This window comes from Brevibacillus panacihumi W25 (assembly GCF_000503775.1).
In the GTDB taxonomy this organism is placed as follows: domain Bacteria; phylum Bacillota; class Bacilli; order Brevibacillales; family Brevibacillaceae; genus Brevibacillus; species Brevibacillus panacihumi_A.
The window spans coordinates 37615-57693 of record NZ_KI629785.1 but is presented as its reverse complement, the minus strand read 5'-3'; the positions used below and the strand labels follow the sequence as shown (position 1 = coordinate 57693).

At 47.8% G+C, this 20079-nt stretch carries 22 protein-coding genes and 1 pseudogene; 18 read left to right on the top strand and 5 right to left on the bottom strand.

All coding sequences use genetic code 11. From position 1 onward, the window contains the following. Position 1 precedes the first annotated feature (1 nt). The 3 genes from T458_RS41130 (at position 2) to T458_RS41120 (ending at position 1677) form a co-directional block, all read left to right on the top strand. Positions 2-388 carry an ArsR/SmtB family transcription factor gene (locus T458_RS41130; protein WP_023556891.1) on the top strand — a complete coding sequence of 129 codons (387 nt, stop codon included), beginning with the start codon at positions 2-4 and terminating at the stop codon, positions 386-388. Between the two features lie 136 nt (positions 389-524). Further along, complete coding sequence (locus tag T458_RS41125) at positions 525-1133, top strand: DedA family protein (protein WP_023556890.1); 609 nt, start codon at positions 525-527, stop codon at positions 1131-1133. A gap of 112 nt (positions 1134-1245) precedes the next feature. Beyond that, positions 1246-1677, top strand: coding sequence for a VOC family protein (locus tag T458_RS41120; RefSeq protein ID WP_023556889.1), 432 nt, complete (start codon positions 1246-1248; stop codon positions 1675-1677). A gap of 48 nt (positions 1678-1725) precedes the next feature. Here T458_RS41120 and T458_RS41115 read toward each other — a convergent pair whose 3' ends face one another. Next, positions 1726-2589 (bottom strand): TrmB family transcriptional regulator, encoded by an 864-nt coding sequence (locus T458_RS41115; protein ID WP_023556888.1) that lies wholly within the window; start codon positions 2587-2589, stop codon positions 1726-1728. Between the two features lie 159 nt (positions 2590-2748). Between T458_RS41115 and T458_RS41110 the strand changes: the two genes are divergently transcribed. Together T458_RS41110 and T458_RS41105 are read left to right on the top strand one after the other, a co-directional pair. Further along, on the top strand, positions 2749-3666 hold the full coding sequence (locus T458_RS41110; RefSeq protein ID WP_023556887.1) for a DMT family transporter: 918 nt from the start codon (positions 2749-2751) through the stop codon (positions 3664-3666). Positions 3667-3780: 114 nt separating this feature from the next. After that, positions 3781-4341, top strand: coding sequence for a pyridoxamine 5'-phosphate oxidase family protein (locus tag T458_RS41105; protein WP_023556886.1), 561 nt, complete (start codon positions 3781-3783; stop codon positions 4339-4341). A 16-nt stretch (positions 4342-4357) separates the two neighbouring features. Here T458_RS41105 and T458_RS41100 read toward each other — a convergent pair whose 3' ends face one another. Further along, positions 4358-4798 carry an Rrf2 family transcriptional regulator gene (locus T458_RS41100; RefSeq protein WP_023556885.1) on the bottom strand — a complete coding sequence of 147 codons (441 nt, stop codon included), beginning with the start codon at positions 4796-4798 and terminating at the stop codon, positions 4358-4360. 142 nt (positions 4799-4940) lie between these two features. On the opposite strand from T458_RS41100, the gene T458_RS41095 reads away from it, so the two are divergent. The 10 genes from T458_RS41095 (at position 4941) to T458_RS41050 (ending at position 13080) form a co-directional block, all read left to right on the top strand. Next, positions 4941-5579 carry an NAD(P)-dependent oxidoreductase gene (locus T458_RS41095; protein WP_023556884.1) on the top strand — a complete coding sequence of 213 codons (639 nt, stop codon included), beginning with the start codon at positions 4941-4943 and terminating at the stop codon, positions 5577-5579. 177 nt (positions 5580-5756) lie between these two features. Further along, positions 5757-6941: an ABC transporter substrate-binding protein gene (locus tag T458_RS41090; protein ID WP_023556883.1), complete on the top strand. Its 1185-nt coding sequence runs from the start codon at positions 5757-5759 to the stop codon at positions 6939-6941. A gap of 95 nt (positions 6942-7036) precedes the next feature. Then, positions 7037-7903 (top strand): branched-chain amino acid ABC transporter permease, encoded by an 867-nt coding sequence (locus tag T458_RS41085; RefSeq protein ID WP_023556882.1) that lies wholly within the window; start codon positions 7037-7039, stop codon positions 7901-7903. Between the two features lie 18 nt (positions 7904-7921). After that, entirely contained in the window at positions 7922-8881 is a 960-nt protein-coding gene (locus tag T458_RS41080; protein WP_023556881.1) for a branched-chain amino acid ABC transporter permease, read from the top strand. Further along, positions 8881-9651 (top strand): ABC transporter ATP-binding protein, encoded by a 771-nt coding sequence (locus T458_RS41075; protein ID WP_023556880.1) that lies wholly within the window; start codon positions 8881-8883, stop codon positions 9649-9651. The genes T458_RS41080 and T458_RS41075 overlap by 1 nt, the downstream gene beginning before the upstream one ends. Continuing rightward, on the top strand, positions 9644-10360 hold the full coding sequence (locus T458_RS41070) for an ABC transporter ATP-binding protein (protein ID WP_023556879.1): 717 nt from the start codon (positions 9644-9646) through the stop codon (positions 10358-10360). Before T458_RS41075 ends, T458_RS41070 begins: the two co-directional genes overlap by 8 nt. 74 nt (positions 10361-10434) lie before the next feature. After that, positions 10435-10791 (top strand): DUF488 domain-containing protein, encoded by a 357-nt coding sequence (locus tag T458_RS41065; protein WP_023556878.1) that lies wholly within the window; start codon positions 10435-10437, stop codon positions 10789-10791. Positions 10792-11053: 262 nt separating this feature from the next. Beyond that, on the top strand, positions 11054-11638 hold the full coding sequence (locus T458_RS41060) for a matrixin family metalloprotease (RefSeq protein WP_023556877.1): 585 nt from the start codon (positions 11054-11056) through the stop codon (positions 11636-11638). A 16-nt stretch (positions 11639-11654) separates the two neighbouring features. Further along, positions 11655-12269 carry a hypothetical protein gene (locus tag T458_RS41055; RefSeq protein WP_023556876.1) on the top strand — a complete coding sequence of 205 codons (615 nt, stop codon included), beginning with the start codon at positions 11655-11657 and terminating at the stop codon, positions 12267-12269. Positions 12270-12354: 85 nt separating this feature from the next. Then, positions 12355-13080, top strand: a complete 726-nt coding sequence (locus T458_RS41050) for a hypothetical protein (RefSeq protein ID WP_023556875.1) — start codon at positions 12355-12357, stop codon at positions 13078-13080. Positions 13081-13370: 290 nt separating this feature from the next. Here T458_RS41050 and T458_RS41045 read toward each other — a convergent pair. Continuing rightward, positions 13371-13763: pseudogene (locus T458_RS41045) on the bottom strand (SDR family NAD(P)-dependent oxidoreductase); the annotation flags it as partial. Between T458_RS41045 and T458_RS41040 the strand changes: the two are divergent. Then, positions 13749-14177 (top strand): hypothetical protein, encoded by a 429-nt coding sequence (locus tag T458_RS41040; protein ID WP_023556873.1) that lies wholly within the window; start codon positions 13749-13751, stop codon positions 14175-14177. The pseudogene T458_RS41045 and the gene T458_RS41040 sit on opposite strands and share 15 nt — an antisense overlap. Before the next feature lie 8 nt (positions 14178-14185). Here T458_RS41040 and T458_RS41035 read toward each other — a convergent pair whose 3' ends face one another. Both T458_RS41035 and T458_RS41030 read right to left on the bottom strand, forming a co-directional pair. Continuing rightward, complete coding sequence (locus T458_RS41035; RefSeq protein ID WP_023556872.1) at positions 14186-15211, bottom strand: YkvI family membrane protein; 1026 nt, start codon at positions 15209-15211, stop codon at positions 14186-14188. A 111-nt stretch (positions 15212-15322) separates the two neighbouring features. Continuing rightward, a complete protein-coding gene (locus T458_RS41030) occupies positions 15323-16711 on the bottom strand; it encodes a membrane protein (RefSeq protein WP_023556871.1) in 1389 nt (462 codons plus the stop codon). A gap of 275 nt (positions 16712-16986) precedes the next feature. Between T458_RS41030 and T458_RS41025 the strand changes: the two genes are divergently transcribed. Both T458_RS41025 and T458_RS41020 read left to right on the top strand, forming a co-directional pair. Beyond that, positions 16987-18294 (top strand): AAA family ATPase, encoded by a 1308-nt coding sequence (locus T458_RS41025; RefSeq protein ID WP_031305766.1) that lies wholly within the window; start codon positions 16987-16989, stop codon positions 18292-18294. Positions 18295-18306: 12 nt separating this feature from the next. Beyond that, complete coding sequence (locus tag T458_RS41020) at positions 18307-20016, top strand: vWA domain-containing protein (RefSeq protein ID WP_023556869.1); 1710 nt, start codon at positions 18307-18309, stop codon at positions 20014-20016. Positions 20017-20079 lie beyond the last annotated feature (63 nt).

Below are 20079 nucleotides of genomic sequence, written 5' to 3'. Positions count from 1 at the left end.
AATGGCTTCATCTGCACCCAAGTACGATGTCTTTCAGGCCATCGCCGATCCGACTCGCCGCAGACTCCTGCAGCTATTGGTCGAGCAGGAAATGCCTGTTACGGTTATCAGCGGACATTTTCCGATCAGTCGTACTGCTGTCTCCAAGCATTTGCGAATTCTCGCAGAGGCTGGGCTGGTTCAGGAGAGGAAGGTCGGGAGGGAGACACGGTACCGTATGCAGCCGGAACCCCTGCGGGAATTAAAGCAGTGGCTCGCTTACTATGAACAGTTCTGGGACAACAAGCTGGCTGCCCTTGCTCATTACATCGAGCACCAGGACTCGGAAGGAATGGTAGATCGGGTGCCCAAAATCGTCAAGCAAGAGAGGGAGACCAAAGGGAAGTAGCAAGCTCCTCGCTTGTAACCAAATTACACAGCGTACGTAAAAGGAGTAGGGTATGTTTGGGGCCTGATAGAGGAGGAATTCATCTGGTTCTCGAACATATTACCATTCCACAAAGGATTTCTCGAGGAGCTTGTCCATGCAATTGATTGAGATTGTAGAACGCTTGTTTGCCCAGTACGGCTATCTTGTTCTGTTAATCGGATTGCCGCTAGATTTTATCGCTTTGCCCATCCCCCCGGGGAACAGTACCTTAACGTATACGGGTTTTCTTTCTTATAAAGGTGTCCTGCATGGCGGGAGCGCGATCCTGATGGCTTATATCGGGGCTACCGTCGGGTTTACCATCACCTATTTTCTGGGTTATCGATTGGGTCAACCGCTGATCTCCCGTTATGGAAAGTGGCTGTTTATCAAACCCGCTCATTTGGAGAATACTCGTCGCTATTATGACAAGTATGGAGACAAGCTTCTGTTCGTCGGTTTTTTTGTACCCGGCATCAGACAGTTCATCGGGTATTTCATGGGCATTATTCGCGTTCCTTTTCGCAATGTGTTGCTCTACGCCTATACAGGCTTGGCGATCTGGGTGGCTGTCTTTTTCGGGATCGGTTATTTTTTTGGCGACCAATGGCAATTTATGCTTGAATTGGTGGAACGCTATTTGAAGATAATCGGAATCGGGATTGGAATCTTGATTTTCGTCTTGCTGCTGATCAAGCTTTTGCGTTATTTCCGCAAAAAATAATGCTGTAAGCCGTGATAAAGAGCAATCTGAAAGAAATCTCCACTGTGTTCGAATCCTATAATAAGAGTGTGAGAGAGTAACAAATTCCAAATGAAGAAAGGGTTGTTTATACATGTCCTTGCGTTTGACACCTTACCTCATCATGGACGGGAATACCCGGGAAGCGATCGATTTCTATGAAAAAGCATTGGATGCCCAGGTTCTATTCTTGCAAGCATTTGGCGATATGCCGGAAAATCCGGAATATCCCTTGCCAGAAGAAGCCAAAAATCGCATCTCCCATGCCATGCTCAAAGTGGGCGAGTCGGAACTCATGTTTTCCGATACATTCCCAGGGCAGACCGTTCAAGTAGGGAAGAATGTAACCATTTGTATCCAGGTGAGTGATGTGGAACAGGCGAAGAAACTCTACGACGCCTTGCAACAAGACGGCAAGGTCAACATGCCGCTGCAGGAAACCTTTTTCAGCCCAGCTTTTGGAGATGTAACAGACAAGTTCGGTGTTACGTTTCAAATCTATACTGAAGGTAGAAAAGAAGAATAAACATCGTGAAAGCCGTATCAACCCATTGTGGGAAGATACGGCTTTTCTTCAAATCCCTTTGTTAGGAAGCGGGTTTTCCAACCCTAGCTTCATCGCCATACTGTAGCCAGACGGCCCAATGTTATACTTCTTCCGCAATTCGATCAGATCGGGGCCAAATGTATGTTCCAGTGTTTCACGGTGTGCCTGCATCATTTCGTAAATGTACAAGTCATGGATGATTACCTCGGTGATCGGCATGACGAGACCAGGGTGCATAGTCCAAGCGGCGCGGCTGTCCGCTCCGAGAGAAACGACGCCCGCTACCACTTCCCGGTCGTCGATGCTAGCCACAATCCAACGTCCGCCGTATTCCTGCGTAATCTCCTCACTTGAATCATGGGGGTACACTTGAGCAAAGTCAAACTGCAATTCACCATATACGACAATCAAAATCTCGACGCCTCGTTCGGCCGCCATCCTCAGTTCCGATTCTAGCAGTTTGGCTTCTTCCGTCCAGATCTCTAGTAAAATACGTCCGGTAGCTCGATTGATCGCTTCCGCGGTACGGCTCAAAATCGCTTCACAGCCGGTGATGTTCCAAATGTTTTCCCGATTTAAGGAGACATAAGAGTAGTGGGAAAGTGCAGTTTCGGCAGCCTCTAATGAAGATACGAGTTTCCTTTTTTTCAATTTGATGAGCTCTTGTGGCTGCAGTGGCGTATATAACGAAGGATCTTCGTGGCTGATCATGATGTCGCCGCGTTCCACCATTCCGTTTAACACTTCATAGATTTTAGAACGTGGTACACCTGAGTTCAAAGATATGGCATACCCCGTTAAAGGAGATTTATCCAGAAGAGCCAGGTATGCTTTGGCTTCGTATTCGGTAAAATTCAAATCCTGCAGAATTCGAATGACTTCTGATTTCATTTGTGAACCCCCTAGACGCCCTTCTTTAAAAAGTCCGATGTGCTCTCTTTCCCCATTATTACACTTGACAGGAAATAATGCCAATGTTATATCTGTAAATACGTTGCTACCAAAGTAGCAACTAAAATAATGGCGATATTCATACCTTGGAGGTACATCATGGATACTTCAAATGAGATCCAGAAAGCATTCCTGACAAAGGCTCAAAAAAATAGCAGCCTTTCCTTACTCGCTGTCATCATTGCGATCTTGCTTTGGAGCACCTCATTTGTAGGGACGAAGATTGCTTACAGTTCCTTTCCGCCTCTTACATTGGGAGCCGCACGGTTTGTCATTGCCTCGATGATTTTAGGAGCGATCATGCTAGCGAGAAAAGAATTCGCAAGACCCGCGCCGAAGGACATCGGATTAATGGGGCTGAGCGGAGTATTGGGAACCACTCTTTATTTTGCGCTTGAAAATATCGGACTTGAGCTGACAACAGCTTCGAGCGCCGCGCTGATTGTTGCTTCATATCCAGCGATAACAGCACTCTTGGAATTTATCTTTTTTCGTGTGAAAATTTCAATGGTTAAGTCACTAGGGATCGTAATGGCAGTATTTGGAGTGTATTTGATCTCAGGCAGCAGCACAGCGGAGAGCTCGGGGCAGCTGACAGGCAATGTAATCCTGATTCTAGCGGGTTTTGTGTTTGCAGGTTATAGCTTTATCACACGTAAAGTTGTCAAACATTACTCGATGGTCACGGTCTCGTTTTACCAAACGATTGCAGGGACGCTTGCATTTATTCCGCTTGCCTTCATTGAGCAATCCAGGTGGCAGATGCCGAGCACGGAGTCACTCTGGGTCCTGCTCTACCTTGGAATTTTCTGCTCTGTTGCAGCATTTATGTTGTATAACTATGGACTGCGCACCCTCAGTTCTAGTACTGCAGTGGCGCTGATGAACCTCGTTCCTATTTTCGGCGTTCTTTTCTCAATCGTAGTCCTTCATGAAGTTTTGCGCATATTCGATTTGCTCGGAGGAACCATCATCATTTTTGGAGTCATCTTAAGTGTGCGGGAAAAGCGTGCATGATAGGCTTTTCTAGAGGGTCGTTCTTGGAGAACGACTTTTTTTGTAGAAAAAAATGTTCCTAAGGGAGAATATGGTATAAAGAGAGAAAACGACGTTCGTAGAGGAGAGTTGGGAATGGGCAGAGTATTTGAATCCATCATGCCGGAGCATGAAGCGTTTATGAAAGGGCAGCCTCTTTTTTTCGTCGGTACGGCGGCTGCGACAGGTCATGTCAATCTGTCGCCAAAAGGGTATGATACCTTCCGCATCTTGTCCACAAATCGAGTGGCCTATCTTGATTTGACCGGGAGCGGCAATGAGACTAGCGCTCATCTGAATGAGAACAACCGCATTACATTCATGTTTGTTTCCTTTGGAGAAAAACCGTTGATTCTGCGGTTGTACGGTACAGCAGCTGTCTATTTGCCTGGCTCTGCGGAATGGGAGGAATTGGCCCCGCTATTTGATCTGGTGCCAGGAAGCAGACAAATCATCGTGGCTGATATTCACTCTGTCAAAACCTCCTGCGGCTTCAGTATGCCTTTATTGTCCTACGAGGGGGAACGGAACCAGTTAATCAAATGGGCCGAGAATAAAGGATCAACAGGCTTGGAAACCTATTGGAAGGAAAAAAATGCAGTGAGCATGGATGGGATTACGACCCCGCTTGGAAAGAGAATAGGGGAGGAAGCATAGACGGGAACGGCATGTATCAGTTCGAACGCTGCCGCTCCTGCTCCAGAATATTGCTTACGACGTCCGCTATTGTCACATTGCCCAGTGCTTTTTCCAACGCGAGCTGGGCAGTGACAAAAAGCGGTTCAATCGCCTGCTGGATGTTTCGACCGACTGTACAGGCTGGATTGGGTTGATCGTGAATCCCAAACAGTTCATTTTCGGGTACAGCCTGAACGGCTTTATAGACATCCAGCAAGGAGATATCAGATAAATCACGAGCTAGACTGGCGCCTGCGACGCCTGGTCGAACGTGGACCAAACCGGCATTCTTGAGGTATCCGGTGATTTTTCGGATCACGACAGGATTTGTGTTGACGCTGCCTGCAATCCATTCGGAAGTATTGATCTGATCCTTGTTGATTCCAAGGAGAGAGAGGATGTGGATGGCTACAGCAAACCGACTGCTGATCGACAACAATTTCGCCTTCTTTCTATGACATCTTTGTTCATTATAGCGAACATATCGGCGTTGACAAATAATTAACCTGTAACTTATTATATTACATGTAATCAATTTAGTTACAATTAAATGTAGATGGATACAGGAGGAACATGGAATGAAGATCGCGATCATTGGAGCCAGCGGTAAAGCAGGACGTCTCATCATGGAAGAAGCAGTAAGCCGAGGTCACAAGGTTACGGCGATTGTGCGTGACGCAGCAAAAGTACAGAATCCACAAGTCGAAGTCCTCGAAAAGGACATTTTTGACTTGAAAGCGGACGATCTGCGCGCTTTCGAAGCAGTAGTCAATGCATTTGGAGCGGCTCCTGGCCAAGAGACCTTGCATGTAAAGGCGGGGCGTATACTGATCGAGGCGCTCAGCGGTTTATCCACCAGACTGGTCGTCGTTGGCGGAGCCGGAAGTTTGTACGTCGATGAGGAGCAAGCCACCCGCGTCATGGACACACCGGATTTTCCCAAAGAGTATTATGCTACCGCCTTCAATCAGGGACAAAATCTCCAGGATCTGCAACAGTCTACCAGTGTGGAGTGGACCTTCATCAGTCCGGCAGCATTCTTTGACCCTCAGGGGAAACGGACAGGCACATACCAAAAAGGGAAAGATCGCCTGATCACGAACAAGAAAGGGCAAAGCTACATCAGTTATGCTGATTACGCCATTGCTGTCGTGGATGAGCTGGAGCATCCGGAACACCGAAATACCCGATTTACTGTAGTAGGGGAAGCCGAATAACAGCCCAATAAAACGATGAGAAGACACTACTAGCTGTAGTGTCTTTTTGGTCTTTGTCTCTCCGGTCGTCATTCTTCAACATCTTTCGTAGTTTTCTGTCAATGAATAATTGCCTTTTATTATACTTTACATTATCATTACTAAATATTAAGAAAGATAAAAGTAGGAGGCTTAATCATGAAGGGGATTACCAAATCATTACTGTCGGCGCTGTTGGGGACAAGCCTGTTGGTAGGCTGTTCGAGCGGAGCTTCGACTCCAAGCGGCACAGCAGAGACACCTGAGACAAATACTGCCGCTCCAGCCGAAAGCGCCGGAGAATTTACCGCGAAAATCGGCGGTGTCTTCATTCTTTCCGGTTCTAGCGCCGCTTATGGAGAAGCTCAAAAGAAAGGCCTGGATTTGGCTTTGGAAGAGCTGAACGAAGCGAATAAAGGGAAATTGAAGATTGAGATTCAATACGAAGATACAGGCGGTAAAAAAGAGAGCGCGATTAACGCGGTTAACAAGCTGATCAACCAAGACAATGTAGTGGCTATCATCGGTCCTACACTCTCCGGTGAAATGCTTGCAGCTGGTCCTGTTGCCAACGAGGCAGAAACTCCGATTTTCGGGATTTCCAATACCGTAGAAGGCATCAATGACATCGGGGAATATGTATTCCGCAACTCCTTGCCAGAATCGATCGCGGTACCTACTGCAATGAAGAAGGCGATTGAGAATAAAGGTTACAAAACAGCAGCTTTCATTTATGCAGAAAACGATGACTTTTCTGTATCTGGATTCCAAACCATGAAAGCGACAGCGGAAAAAATGGGATTGGAAAACCTGGGCGAGACTACTTTCTCCATCGGTGATGTTGATTTCTCCGCTCAATTGACAAAAATCAAACAATTGAACCCAGACGTATTGCTGGTATCCGCGCTGTACAAAGAAGGTTCCATGGTTGTGAAAAAAGCTAGAGAGTTGGGAATCAATTCTGTCATCGTAGGCGGAAATGGCTTCAATAATCCGAAAGTATTTGAAATTGCCGGTCCTGCTGCAGAAGGACTGATCGTTGCTACACCATTCAGCCCTGAGAAACAGGATGAAAAAGTGCAAAATTTCGTAAAAGCTTTTGAAGCAAAATATGGCTCCAAGCCTGACCAATTTGCGGCACAAGCGTACGACAGCCTGTATATCATGTCCCAGTCCTTACTGGGTGCTGGTAAAGCAGATCGCAACGCGTTGCGCGACGAGCTTGCAAAACTCAAGGACTTTGAAGGTGTATCCGGTAAGCTCTCCTTTGACGAAGGACGCAATCCGATCGGTGAAGCTGTTGTCGTTGAAGCGAAAGACGGAAAGTTTGTACCGTTTGAATAAGCGTAAAAAGTAGCTCTTATTTCAAACCAAGGGATTGCCTGATAGAATTCGGGCAATCCCTTTCCCCGCATTTTGAAGAAAGTAGGTGAAGGAGCTTGTTTTTGCAACAGCTTGTTAACGGTCTGACCGTTGGCAGTACGTATTCGTTGATTGCGATCGGGTACACGCTGATTTTCGGCGTGCTTGGCATTATCAACATGGCGCATGGGCAGGTATTTATCTTTGGTTCTTTCGTCGGTCTGATTTTGGTTACCAATTTTGATATGCCAATCGCGGTTGCTTTTCTCGCTTCCATTGTTGTATCAGGTATTCTTGGATTGATTCTTGAATTTACTGCCATGCGCCCTTTGCGCAAGAAAAACGTCCCTCACTTGGCGTCGCTGATCAGTACGATTGGTTTTGCCACCTTGCTTGAAGAGGGCATGCACAAACTCTTTGGTGCAGATTCCCGCGCAGTCCCGGATACGTTTGGAAGCCAAGCCTTTCAATTGGGATCTGTTCAGATTCGCGTCGTCGACTTGATTATTCTGGGGATTGCCGTTGTTCTCATGGTGGTCCTGCACTTCTGGATCAATAAGACCAAAGTGGGGAAAGCGATCCGTGCAACGGCAGAAAACACAGAGACAGCAAGCGTGCTGGGGATCAACACCAATATGGTGATTGTAACGACTGTCGTACTAGCCTCCAGTCTCGGCGGGATCGCAGGTATGCTGATCGGTATGACATATTCTGCTCTCATTCCGTCCATGGGGATGACACTTGGATTTAAAGGTCTCGCTGTTTTGATCCTTGGCGGGGTAGGGAGTATCCCCGGAGCGATGATTTGTGGTCTTATTTTGGGTGTCATTGAGGTGTTCACCGTTGCTTACGGGGCTTCTTCGTATCGTGACGCAGTAGCATTTGGTTTGATCATCCTCATTTTGCTGATTAGGCCGCAGGGCTTATTTGGCCGCAAAGCCTAGAAAGGAGTTGATTTGAGGATGGAATGGTTAAATCCTTATAACATACAGGTAGTCACCTTTATTATCCTGAACTGTATCCTGGCGATCAGTATCTTCATTACCTTGGCCACCGGTCAACTCTCGCTCGGCCATGCCGGCTTTATGAGCATCGGGGCTTATACAACCAGTATTTTAAGCAAAAACGCAGATCTCCCTATGTTCGTTGCAATTATTGCGGGCGCGCTGATGGCGGGACTGATCGCTCTTTTGATCGGGGCCCCTACATTGAAGCTGCACGGATTGTATCTGGCGATCGCGACACTTGGCTTTGGCGAGGTGGTTCGCGTCATTTTGCTGAACATGGAGATCACCAATGGCGCCTTGGGTATTACGGGATTGAAATCTTTGGGAACGTATATCTACGACGGGATGAAGGCGGTCGGGATCACTTCGCAGTCCCTGGGTCTTTCAGTTCCAGTAATAAAATCCCTGTCGACACTTGTCTTCCTATTCCTTTTATTCCTCGTTGTGCTGTTCTTGACGCTTCGTCTGAATTCATCCCGCTTGGGCCGCGCGTTTGAAGCGATTCGTGCAGATGAGACAGCGGCAAGAGCCATGGGGATTCAGGTAAATTACTACAAAATGCTCGCCTTTATCATCGGTTCTGTACTGGCAGGGCTTTGTGGCGGACTCTTTGCTCACATTACTACGGCGATCACACCAACCGACTTTAACTACCACAAAGTGGTGGAGATTCTTTCCTTTGCCGTTATCGGCGGTACAGAAGTGGTCTGGGGTGCCTTGTTCGGAGCAGTTGCTTTGACGGCGTTGCCAGAAGTATTGCGTGGATTGGCTGAGTACAAAATGATCTTTTACGGTGCCATCATGGTTCTCGTCATGGCGGTGCGCCCACGCGGACTGATTGGCTCCGATACCCTGCAAAAGCTGTTTCGCCGTGGTTCCAAGAAGCAAAATGAACAGCCGAAAGGGGTGGAATGATGTTGTTGCAGCTTACGAATGTCGGGAAAACCTTCGGCGGGATTAAAGCTTTAACCGATGTTAGCTTTACCGTGTCAGAAGGGGAAATCGTCGGCCTGATCGGGCCTAATGGGGCAGGCAAAACCACGATCTTCAACATGGCGACGGGCATCTTCCCACCGACTAACGGGACGATATCGTTTGCCGGACAAACGTTGAATCAGATGCCGCCGCATAAAATTACGGAGCTGGGCATTGCACGAACCTTTCAAAACATTCGCTTGTTTGGACATATGTCTGCCCTGGATAACGTAAGAGTGGGTTGTCATACCCGCTCGCAAGCAGGTTTCTGGTCCTCGCTGTTGCATACTCCCAAACAGAAAAAAGAAGAGCGGGCTGTCCTGGCCAAAGCAGAAGAACTGCTGGAATTCGTCGGGTTGACAAATGTGGCAGACGTTCGCTCCGATACCCTTGCATACGGCCAACAGCGCCGCCTGGAAATTGCCAGAGCACTGGCTGCTGAGCCGAAGCTGCTGCTGCTCGATGAGCCTGCAGCCGGGATGATTGAGAGCGAGACCAAGGATTTGACGAACCTGATCGAAAAAATCCGCGCCATGGGCATCACCATTCTATTGGTAGAGCACGACATGGGCTTGGTCATGAATCTGTGCGATAAAGTCGTTTGCATCAACTTCGGGGTCAAGATTGCGGACGGCAAGCCGGAAGAAGTCCAAAATCACCCTGATGTGATCGAGGCGTACCTGGGTAAGGAGGAGGAAGAGGATGCTTAGCATTCGCGATTTAAGCACGTCATACGGTCAGATCAAAGCGATACGCAACCTCTCTCTCGATGTAGAGGAAGGAAAAATTGTAGCTTTGATCGGGGCCAATGGCGCAGGAAAAACGACAACGATGAAAACCATTGCTGGCCTCTTGACCCCGGATCAAGGGACCATTACCTTCCTGGGGCAGCGCGTAGAAGGCTGGAAGCCTCACAAGCTGGTCAGTGCGGGACTCTCGCTTGTTCCTGAAGGACGGGCCATTCTTGGACAAATGACGGTACTGGAAAATCTGGAGATGGGCGCGTTCCAGCGCAATGACCAGGCTGGCATCAAGGATGACATGGAGAAAATGATGAACTGGTTCCCGATCCTGCGAGAGCGGTTGTCCCAGTTGGGCGGCACGATGTCCGGCGGCCAGCAGCAAATGCTGGCGATTGCCCGCGCCCTCATGTCGCGCCCCAAATTGCTTCTGTTGGACGAGCCGTCCATGGGCTTAGCTCCTATCGTGGTATCCGATATTTTTCGGGTGATCAAGCAGATCAACCAGGAAGGAACGACCGTTCTGATCGTCGAGCAAAACGTGAAGCAAGCGTTGAAAATCGCGGATTACGGCTACGTGCTGGAAGCAGGACAGATCGTCTACCAAGGCACAGGCGAATCCTTGCTCACCGATGAGAAGGTAAAAGAAGCGTATCTGGGTGGAAGAAAGCACGAATAATAAGAATAGATGGCATCTGGCGCTAACAGGTATTGACACTTGTTAGTGCCTTTTTTCAATCGAGGGGTGAGATCGTGAGCAATATACAGGTGAAGCGAATCTATGAAGAGCCAGAGAGTGCAGACGGGATGCGTATCCTTGTCGACCGCCTTTGGCCCAGAGGTATTGCGAAGGAAAAGGCAAAATTGACGCTTTGGATGAAAGAGGTGGCACCCAGTACGGAGTTGCGAAAGTGGTTCGGGCATAAACCGGAGAGATTTGCGGAATTTGAAGCGAAGTACCGGCAAGAGCTGTCAGAGGCCGCGGTGCAGCCTTATGTTGAGCAACTCAGGAAATGGGCCGAGCAGGGGAGAATCACGCTTTTGTATGCAAAGAAGGAAGAGGCTTACAATCATGCTTTGATTTTAAAGCGGTATTTGGAGGCAATGTAGAGTGTTGTAAACACACCTTTTTGTTTGGGATGGTTAACTTTGTAACTTTCCATTCTACCAACCCAGAAGGTTTTTTTGTTTTAAAGCTAGAGTAATAGTCGATATACCTTTATTTATCAACGGTAATTTAAGTTATTAAGCGCTAAAGATGAATATATAATTTTTGTAATAATAAACTTTTTCTGGAAAACATATTTACAAATCAAATAAAGTGATATATTGTATTAAATGTAAAATAATTGTAAATGGAGGTTATGTGTGTATGTCAAAGTGGAGGGTATTAATATCTTCATTTGTTTTGGTATTTCTCTTTAGTTCAGCAGTATATGCGTCAGATTTAATTGGAGCAAATGCATTTTGGTCGGGAGGTTTTAAAAAACAATCAAAGTACAGTGATTTAAAATATTACTATTTGAGAGATAATCCATATAGATCACAAATTCAGAATGCAATGTCGACTTTCTCTTCTATATCTGGTTTGAATTTTGGTTTTTCGGAGGCAGATTGGGCTCTTGATGCAGACGTTATTGTTGCGATAGATAAAGAAAATGCAAAATACCATGGAATGGGTGGTGTAATGGTTCCTTGTAATTGGAGTGAGTCTGATTGTAACGAAGTTAAAACTTCTGAAAAGTGGGACACTGCAGCTATTTTTTTATTTCAAGATTACATGGAAAGAGAAAGATATACCAGTACAGAAATTCAGAAAGTTGTATCACATGAATTCGGACATGTGTATTCTCTAGTGCATCAGTTGACCAATACAAAATCTTTAATGTATCCAGAAAGAACAACGATAACTAAGCCGTCTAGCTTGGATATTAGTAATCTTAAATGGAAGTATTAAAAAATGGGGTGATTAAATGAAAAACTTAAAAGTTTCAATATTATCGGCTTCTCTATTATTAATAATCTGTTTGGGTCTGTTCACCATAAATTCATTATCAGTACAAGCAAGTAGTAAGGAGAAAATTATTTCATTTCATGCACAGGTGAAGCCGTATGAAAAATTGGCTGAGCTAGAAAAGGAGGCAACTATTATTGTACAGGGAGTATTTACTGGTGAAAGAAAAAGTAATCCATTAGACTTAAGTAAAGGAAAACTATTCAGCTCTGATTCTATGGTAGAAGTAAAGAGAGTCATAAAAGGGGACCTTGAGGGAAAAGAGAATATTATTGTTTACGAGCCTGGTTATATTCGAGATGAAGATAGTACTTTTGTAACGATTGATGGCTATACTTTATTAAACGAGCGAGGAAAATACACTCTCTTCTTAAAGCCTGTAGATGGACTTGATGGATACGCGATAGTTGGTTTGTTTCAAGGAAAATACAATCATGATATTCAAAAAAGTGGAAATAAGGTAATGCCAAGTTTTGATCTTGACCAATTAGCTAAAGTTGATTATTTTGGTGAACATGTTCAGCAATTTAATCAACTTAAAGAAGAAGTATTGAATAAATATAGCTGGGAGTAATAAAAATCCGGAGGATATCATAGTCCTTCGGATTTTTATAGAATTCGACCGTGGTATTGCCAAAAGATAAAAAAGGAGACAGTGAATGAAAACTTGGATTATAATCGGTACGGTAATAACATTACTGGGGAGTTCTGGTAAGGGGTTTGAACAGGTTATGTTGCAATCGAAAGTCGATGATGGTGGCCCATGCATTAACAAAATTGATGAATATGCTCCTGCTTTGCTCTTAAATAACATCAAATATACCAAAGTATATAATTCAAATAATGCTCATATTTCCAAAGGTAAGAAAATAGGGGATGTAAAGTTCAAAATGAACGGGATGGTATGTCCTGGATATTTGATGAAAAACGGTGACGCAACACAGGCAGAGAAAGGTACAGGCATTTATCAAGCAAAAGGTTACTCGGAAAGCTTTCGACTATTTGTTGGGGAAGATTTATATGAAGTTTTCAAAAATCCAAGAGCCAAAACAATCGGAGAACTATTTGATATAAAGGGGAAAGTGGCGTACATTAGTATGCGAAGCATCGAAGATCATTCTCAAATTGGCCTGTTTTCAGATGATGCAACCATTCGATTTACAGAAGAATTTTTAAAATTAAGTGTTGCTGACTTCCGAAACATCTATAACGAAGGAAAAACGGAGGGCGAAAAGTATTTTTTCAGACTTCATCTGACCGATCAATCAAGTTTGGACATTTCCTATTGGCCAGAAGAGAATGTCATGACTCCCGGCGCCTATGGCAATGAAGAGATCAAAAGGATTGTGCTCAGTCAAATACAAAAGCTCACTTCGCGGCACTAACGACTCGTTAGTGCGCTTCTCATGAAACACGGGGTTATCAATTCTCGGTAGCGTTTTTTTGCACGAAGGTATACAATATTTGAGCGACGGGATAACTTTTGTTGTCTGATATTTTTGCTAACGAGTACGGTCCCGGTACCCAGGTAACACACTGGCTTTAGAGGCAGCGAAAATCTGGAAGAGGATCTTTTAGCGGCGTGAACAAAGTACGTAAGACGCATGCCTAATACTAGAAAAACTGCTTCTATCCGTAGAATGGATAAAAGCAGTTTTTTTGCTGTCCTTGTACTTTATTTCGCCGTTACCCCGCCATCGACGGGCAGCTCAATCCCCGTAATATGGCTCGCTTCGTCGGATGCGAGGAACAGAACGGCAGCGGCTACCTCTTCCGCTTGTCCCAGGTCAGGCAACGCGATTTGCGACAGGAAGTAATCCTTGTACGCCGCCATCGATGGCGCACTCATTGGTGTTTCGATATAACCAGGATGCACCGAGTTTACGCGGATATTTTTCTTGCCGTAATCGACGGCTGCCGCTTTCGTAATGGAGCGAACAGCTCCTTTTGAAGCGGTGTAAGCGCCGGCTCCTGCCATTCCGGTCAAAGCTGCGATGGAGGAGATGTTTACGATTGAACCGCCGTTGTTTTTTTCCATCAAGGGAATCGCTAGTTGCATACCGTGAAAGGAATCGTCTCAACCAACGGTTCTGCTTATGAGAGATTGGAACAGGTTTTGGACTATCTGATGGGACATCCTACGGAAAAGGAAGAGGTATGGAAATCAGCGAGATTTCGCGAAGCATTCGAAAGCTATGCCTCCTTCGCGAAAAAACCCCTCGACGGCATCGAGGAGTATATCGAGACCCAGAGGGTGATTGCACTCATCCTTATGAAAATCATTGAGGATGGAAAAGTGGACGGATCCATTCGCAAGGATATTCCAATCAAGGAAGCCATCATTACCATCATCAACGCCTATGGCACCTTCGGCAATAACATCAGCCTGAAATCGGCAATCTCCTATCTGGAGGAAGATATCGCGATCCACATCCAGCAGCGGATGCTGAAGGAGATGCTGCTATCGTATCTGCGTCCCTAGACAGCGGATTACCGCCTCAAAGCCCGACCCGGCCATGTGATTCGCAGCAAGGTGGCAAGCCCCAGGTAGCCAAACAAAGGGTACAGGAACATCAGCAGCTCAGAGTACCCGATCAGGCAGAGGACAAATGCCGTTCCAAACAGGAATAGGTACGACGTAGTTTCAGGCACCTGAAAAAGTTCGCGCATCTGCTGGCCAATTCCGAAAACATTGGAGATGAGGGTAGTGAAAATCTCGGAGAACAGAACGAAGACCAAGAACAATTGCAGCCATCTGTTCCAGCCGTCTGTGATGAACAGGATCGGAACATCCAGGTAGCGAACTTCCTGCCAGTTGGCGAGCATGGCGGTGTGGATGACGATCAGCATAAATCCGAGGCAGATGCCACCCACGATAGCTCCGCGCAGCAGTACGACCGGATCACGGACAGAGAAACCGATGGGAATGAGGACAGATTGCGCCATGGCGAGGTTGAAGGAGATATAGAGGATGCTTTTCCAGAGCAAACCTTCAAAATGAGGAAATTCCGTAGATAGCGGGAGAGTCGCGCTTCCGTCTATCAGAATCAGGAGTGTAAACAGAAGCATGGCTGGAACGACGATGGAATTGACGGCCATTAGCTGCTCCAGACCTTTTCGCAAGATGAGCAATGCGATCAGGACAGTCCCGGCACTCCCTACCAGGTAGGGAATCTGAAATTGCTCTTCCAGAATGGATCCCGCCCCTGCCAGCATAACGGTAGTGACGCCAAAGAGTGTCAAAAACACGAACAGGTTGATAGCCCGCCCTGCGATATTGCCAAACAAACGCTGGTTGAACGACTCATAGGACGGAGTGCGCAATTGATGAGCCAGCCACATCATTTTATAGCCCAACCACACAAAGAGGATTGTGGAGAGCAGGATCCCGAATGTCCCTGCGTGACCGTACAGGGTGAAAAAAGCGATGATCTCCTGCCCGCTGGCAAATCCGGCTCCTACCACGGTGCCGATGTATGTTGCTGCAATCTGAATGCTTTTTTTCCAAGAATTCATAACCAGGTCCGTTCCTTTCAGATGGTTTGTACTAGAAATTGTATGAAGCTTGTTCGAAAACAGACGAAAAAAGACGGATGAGATACGATTCCCATCCGCCTTTTTTCGTTGTTATAAGAGAAACATGGCAAAAATCGTGGTGACCAGAAGACCGATGACGACCGGGTAGAGATTTCGCCGTGCCAGCTCGAACGGGTCAACACCGCAAATCGCTGCTGCGGGGATCAATGCCCAGGGAACCAAGGTTCCGCCTCCGACCCAAATCGCAGCAATTTGACCCAGAGCTGTCAGTGTAGCAATTCCATTTCCGAGCGCAGTTGCAAATAATTGTGCGATCGAGCCTGCGAGCGTGATCCCAGAGAAGCCGGAACCATCCAGCCCAGTGATGACGCCGACAGAAGTCAGCGTGAGGGCAGCCACTTCTTTATTGACAGGAATCGTGTGCGCCAAGGCTACGCCCAGGTCATTGACAATGCCTTGTGAACCGGCAGGCAGTACTTCCCCGAAGACCGAGATGAAACCGCTGTCGCCCATATAAAAGAAAGCTGCGATCGGGATCACGGGGCCGAATACTTTGAAGCCGAATTGAAATCCCTGAATCAAATGGGTGGTGACCTGCTCCAGCCCTTTTTCCTTATGTGCCAGCATGGTAGAGACGATCAGGATCAACAAGGCAGTCCCGCCTACCAGGGCTGTCGCTTCGCCGCCGAGAAGGTCAAAAGCGAACATGGCGATCACGTCTAGGAGAAAGAGAAGCGGCACGAGGAAGGCCAACGTTTTTCTCACACCAGGGCGAAGTGGTGCTTTGACGGAGGAATCCGCGCTAAATATATGCTCGGATGCCGGGGCAACCAGACCCATTTTCATGTCTTTTCGCAAATACCAGAAGGCCGTAATAGTCGTGACGAGACCCATGACAATCACCAGCGGGATGCTCGCATGAAGCACGTCGGATACCGGAATGCCGGCAGCTTTGGCTGTCAATGATGGTGCGCCTTGGATGACGAAGTCGCCAGATAGCGCGATACCGTGTCCGAATAAGTTCATGGCGACGGCGACACCGATCGCCGGGAGTCCCGCGCGTATTGCGACAGGCAGCATGACGGCCCCGACCAGGGCAACTGCAGGAGACGGCCAGAAAAACCAGGAAATGATCATCATCACGATCCCAATCACCCAATACGCAAGCGTAGCGTTCCGAACAAGATGCGTCATGGGCCGGATCATTGTTTCATTCACGCCCGTATCTGTCAGCACATGGCTCATAGCCACAATGATGCAGATGACGAGGATCGTGGGCAAAAGCTCTGTGATCGCGTAGATGAAGCTACCGAAAATTCCACCGACCGATGCAATGACAGAGCCTGTGGCGGTAAAACCGAGGATGGCGATGCCGACGATGCTGATCAGGCTGGTGTCACGCCGCAAAACCATCATGAGAATAATCCCGAGCACGAACAACACATATACACCATGCAGCCAGGCAAGTTCAATCCCCATCTTGTGCCCTCCTTTGTCTGTCATCCGTTGCAGGTACTTGTGACAACAGGATATGCGAAAAATCAGACTTGGGTGAACGCACAAAAGCAGGAAACCGTTGATCCTGACGCGAAAACTGGCATTTTCATCCGCGTTATGCGACTATAAGAAAACAACCATCGATGCTCCTTATGGTGGAGCAGCCGCAATGAAACTGAATCACAACTGGAAATCAGAACGAGGGGGGAAGTGGCGTGTCGTTGTTTTCCTTGCGTTGCGACGACTTGCCAGCTGAGATGCACACACCAACACCTACACCCATTCTACGTAAAATGGATCAAGCCATCGAGCTGCTGGAACGCCGTTTTCTGGAACGGAGCGAATTGATCCGGCTGCTGCTGCTCGGCATGATGAGCGGCGAAAACGTTCTGTTGATCGGACCTCCTGGCACGGCAAAATCTCAGCTCGCCCGGGGCATCTCCCAGCTTTTTGGTTCCGAACACTGGTTTGAATATTTATTGACTCGCTTTACGACACCGGATGAGATATTCGGCCCGGTTTCCTTGCAGCAATTAAAACAGGATCAATACGTGCGCAAAACGTCCGGCTATTTGCCAGGGGCGCAATTTGTCTTCCTGGATGAAATCTTTAAAGCCAACAGCGCCATTCTCAATTCGTTGCTCTCGATCCTCAATGAGCGGATTTATTTCAACGGCCGGGAAAAGCAACCGGTCCCGCTCCAGTTTTTGATCGCTGCCTCCAATGAATTGCCTGAGGATGACGAACAACTGTCTGCGTTGTACGACCGTTTTTTGATCCGCTACGAGGTCGGATACCTGCAGCATGCTGCCAGCTACGAAAAAATGCTGACCATGCCGAATACCGCGATGCCTGTCGTCTTTTCGCTCTACGACGTGCGTGATATTCAGGAGGCAGCCGCAGACGTCAAAATTCCAGGAGCCTTGGTCTACTTCCTGTTCTCGATCAAACAAGGCCTGGAGGAAAAGGAATACCGCTTGTCAGACCGCCGCTTGAAAAAGATCGCCACGATCTGGAAAACCTCTGCCGCCCTGCATGGCCGTGAGGAAGTCACCATCTGGGATACTGTCTATACCCCGCATATGATGTGGGACGTGCCGGAAGATCTCCCGGTGATGCGAGAGCTGTATGAAAAGCAGTTCACAGAGATGTTGAAGGCAGAGCTGGAGGATGAGCTTCCCTTGCGCCATTATTCCCAGATCGCCGACAAGTGGAAGGAAAAGGAGTCTGAGCTGCATGCCTTCCAGTTTAAAAAAGAGGTAGGGGCCAAGCTGGGCAAAGAGGCCATGGAGAAGAGCCGGACACTACTGGAGGCAAGCAGGGAGCAATTGACCCAGACTGCTCAGGAATTGCGCAATCGCCTGCAGGAGTGGCAGAAACGAGAGAAAGACCTCCATGCCTTTATCCTGGAAAAGAACAGGCTGATTCACAACGTCGAGAAATACACGGTGAAATTTGCGTATTTGCGGATTGAGGGAGAACGGATTTTGCAGCAGTTGCAGCGTACCTACCGGACCATTTTTGACCAGGATATTCCGGGGACGGACTACGATTATACGCTGTAGGAGGTGTGGGGAATGATTGTTCGCACCAGCCAGGTAGATCGCTATCTCTTTGAGACGTATCTCTCTTCCTCCCGCACCGCGAAGGAATGGGTCGAACAGGCGGGTCAACAAGCGTCCTGGTTTGATTTGGAGCTGTTGGCAGATTTCTTTTTCGTCTTCTATCTCCCGAAACCGGTGATCGATCAGACACAGGAAGCGACTCCCTTTCACAAGTGGATGATCCGAACTCTGATGAAGCAGTATTTCACGAAAATGATACATCCGCGAACCGTTGGTCGAGACAGTGCTGCTTTTAAGACCGCGATAAAGGCTCTGCTTTGGCTGACCGAGACTTTCGCCGCGGAAGTAAAGCAGCGTGAAAAGGAGCAAACCGTCACGCCGATGCTCGCAGGATTAACCATGCTGCAGGGACAAGACGGTCAAGAGCAGGCACAAATCTCGGAACTGCTGTCGGAAAAGCAGGTAGCGCAGCTTCAATTGGTCGGCTATACCCTTCAGCTGGGAAAGCGGATCGTGGAGGAAAAACAAGAGGCAAGGGATACGAAGCCGCTCGTCCAGGCGGAAATCGATGCCTTGAAACAGCGGATCGAGGAGCTTCGCGAAGAGATGCGCGTTCAGTTTACACGCCGCAGCAAGCTGCTGCAAAAGGTGAAAAAGCTGGAGGAGGAGCTGGGACAGCGCGAAAAGCAGATGGATCGGCTGGACAGGCAGGAGAGAGAAACGATTCAGGCATTTGAACAGGAGCTGGGGCAATGGCTGGAGAAGGCCTTGAAAACCTCTTTGTCCCAGGAGGATGTCGACAGCCTGTTTGTCGAGGAATTGATTGCAGCAAGCCAGCAGTTCGCCAATCGAAGCTGGGGGCATGACTTGGGCAGGCTTCGCAGGCAAAGCTTCGAACAGTATCTGAAATGGGTGGAAAAACTCAAGCGCCACCCCGATCTGATTCAGTTCTTGCAGGAGGTTGGTCGCCAGGTCCATCACTTCCGTGTCAAAAGGCGAGAGATCCGCAAACGACAGATACCCGAGGAGTATTACGACCTGCGTCAATCCTCCGACATTGCCCGCATGCTCCCATCCGAAGCAGCCCTATTGGCTGACCCTGATTACGAGTCGTATTTTTTTCTGAAATGGATGGATCAAAAGCTGATGACCTATGATGCATCCGGTTGGGTGGAGGAACCCCCGAAAGGGCCTGTGATCTGCATGCTGGATACCTCGCATTCGATGCGCGGCGGCAAGCTTCGTCTTGCACAGCTTTTCGTCATGACTTTTGCCGCACTCTCCATGCTGGAAAAACGCGATTTTGTTCTCCTGTTGTTTGGAGCCAAGGGAGAGCTGCGCGAACAAATCCTCTACCACCGGAAACCGGACTGGACTGCCTTTTACGCTCTTGCACAGATGGCGTATGGCGGCGGTACCCATTTTGATGCACCGATAAAAAGGGGCATGGAACTGCTTGAGCAGAACAAGGCTTTTCGTGGTGCTGATTTCGTCATGGTTACGGATGGAATCGGGAGCATCTCGCCTTATGTTCTCGAGCGAATGGCGGAACTGGGCAAAAGCAGGCAGCTTCGTCTGCACAGCTTGATTGTGGGTTCAGCCCGCCAGCACCTGGTTCAGACATACGACATCCTGGCAGTATCCCACCAGGTTCGGTTCGCTGCCAATTGGGAGACGACTGATGAGGCTAGCACGGAGATGCTGCTGGATGTTTTTCATTAAGCGGACTGACACTTGCAACGGATGAGTGTCAGTTTGTTTCTTTTCTCGGGAAGCCGTGTTACA

Excerpts from the sequence above, each read along its gene's own strand:
- T458_RS41055 (WP_023556876.1), top strand. The coding sequence starts at position 11,655 with ATGAAAAACTTAAAAGTTTCAATATTATCGGCTTCTCTATTATTAATA.
- T458_RS41050 (WP_023556875.1), top strand. The coding sequence starts at position 12,355 with ATGAAAACTTGGATTATAATCGGTACGGTAATAACATTACTGGGGAGT.
- T458_RS41025 (WP_031305766.1), top strand. The coding sequence starts at position 16,987 with ATGCACACACCAACACCTACACCCATTCTACGTAAAATGGATCAAGCC.
- T458_RS41020 (WP_023556869.1), top strand. The coding sequence starts at position 18,307 with ATGATTGTTCGCACCAGCCAGGTAGATCGCTATCTCTTTGAGACGTAT.
- T458_RS41105 (WP_023556886.1), top strand. The coding sequence starts at position 3,781 with ATGGGCAGAGTATTTGAATCCATCATGCCGGAGCATGAAGCGTTTATG.
- T458_RS41070 (WP_023556879.1), top strand. The coding sequence starts at position 9,644 with ATGCTTAGCATTCGCGATTTAAGCACGTCATACGGTCAGATCAAAGCG.
- T458_RS41110 (WP_023556887.1), top strand. The coding sequence starts at position 2,749 with ATGGATACTTCAAATGAGATCCAGAAAGCATTCCTGACAAAGGCTCAA.
- T458_RS41060 (WP_023556877.1), top strand. The coding sequence starts at position 11,054 with ATGTCAAAGTGGAGGGTATTAATATCTTCATTTGTTTTGGTATTTCTC.
- T458_RS41090 (WP_023556883.1), top strand. The coding sequence starts at position 5,757 with ATGAAGGGGATTACCAAATCATTACTGTCGGCGCTGTTGGGGACAAGC.
- T458_RS41075 (WP_023556880.1), top strand. The coding sequence starts at position 8,881 with ATGTTGTTGCAGCTTACGAATGTCGGGAAAACCTTCGGCGGGATTAAA.
- T458_RS41115 (WP_023556888.1), bottom strand. The coding sequence starts at position 2,589 with ATGAAATCAGAAGTCATTCGAATTCTGCAGGATTTGAATTTTACCGAA.
- T458_RS41120 (WP_023556889.1), top strand. The coding sequence starts at position 1,246 with ATGTCCTTGCGTTTGACACCTTACCTCATCATGGACGGGAATACCCGG.
- T458_RS41080 (WP_023556881.1), top strand. The coding sequence starts at position 7,922 with ATGGAATGGTTAAATCCTTATAACATACAGGTAGTCACCTTTATTATC.
- T458_RS41125 (WP_023556890.1), top strand. The coding sequence starts at position 525 with ATGCAATTGATTGAGATTGTAGAACGCTTGTTTGCCCAGTACGGCTAT.
- T458_RS41130 (WP_023556891.1), top strand. The coding sequence starts at position 2 with ATGGCTTCATCTGCACCCAAGTACGATGTCTTTCAGGCCATCGCCGAT.
- T458_RS41030 (WP_023556871.1), bottom strand. The coding sequence starts at position 16,711 with ATGGGGATTGAACTTGCCTGGCTGCATGGTGTATATGTGTTGTTCGTG.
- T458_RS41095 (WP_023556884.1), top strand. The coding sequence starts at position 4,941 with ATGAAGATCGCGATCATTGGAGCCAGCGGTAAAGCAGGACGTCTCATC.
- T458_RS41035 (WP_023556872.1), bottom strand. The coding sequence starts at position 15,211 with ATGAATTCTTGGAAAAAAAGCATTCAGATTGCAGCAACATACATCGGC.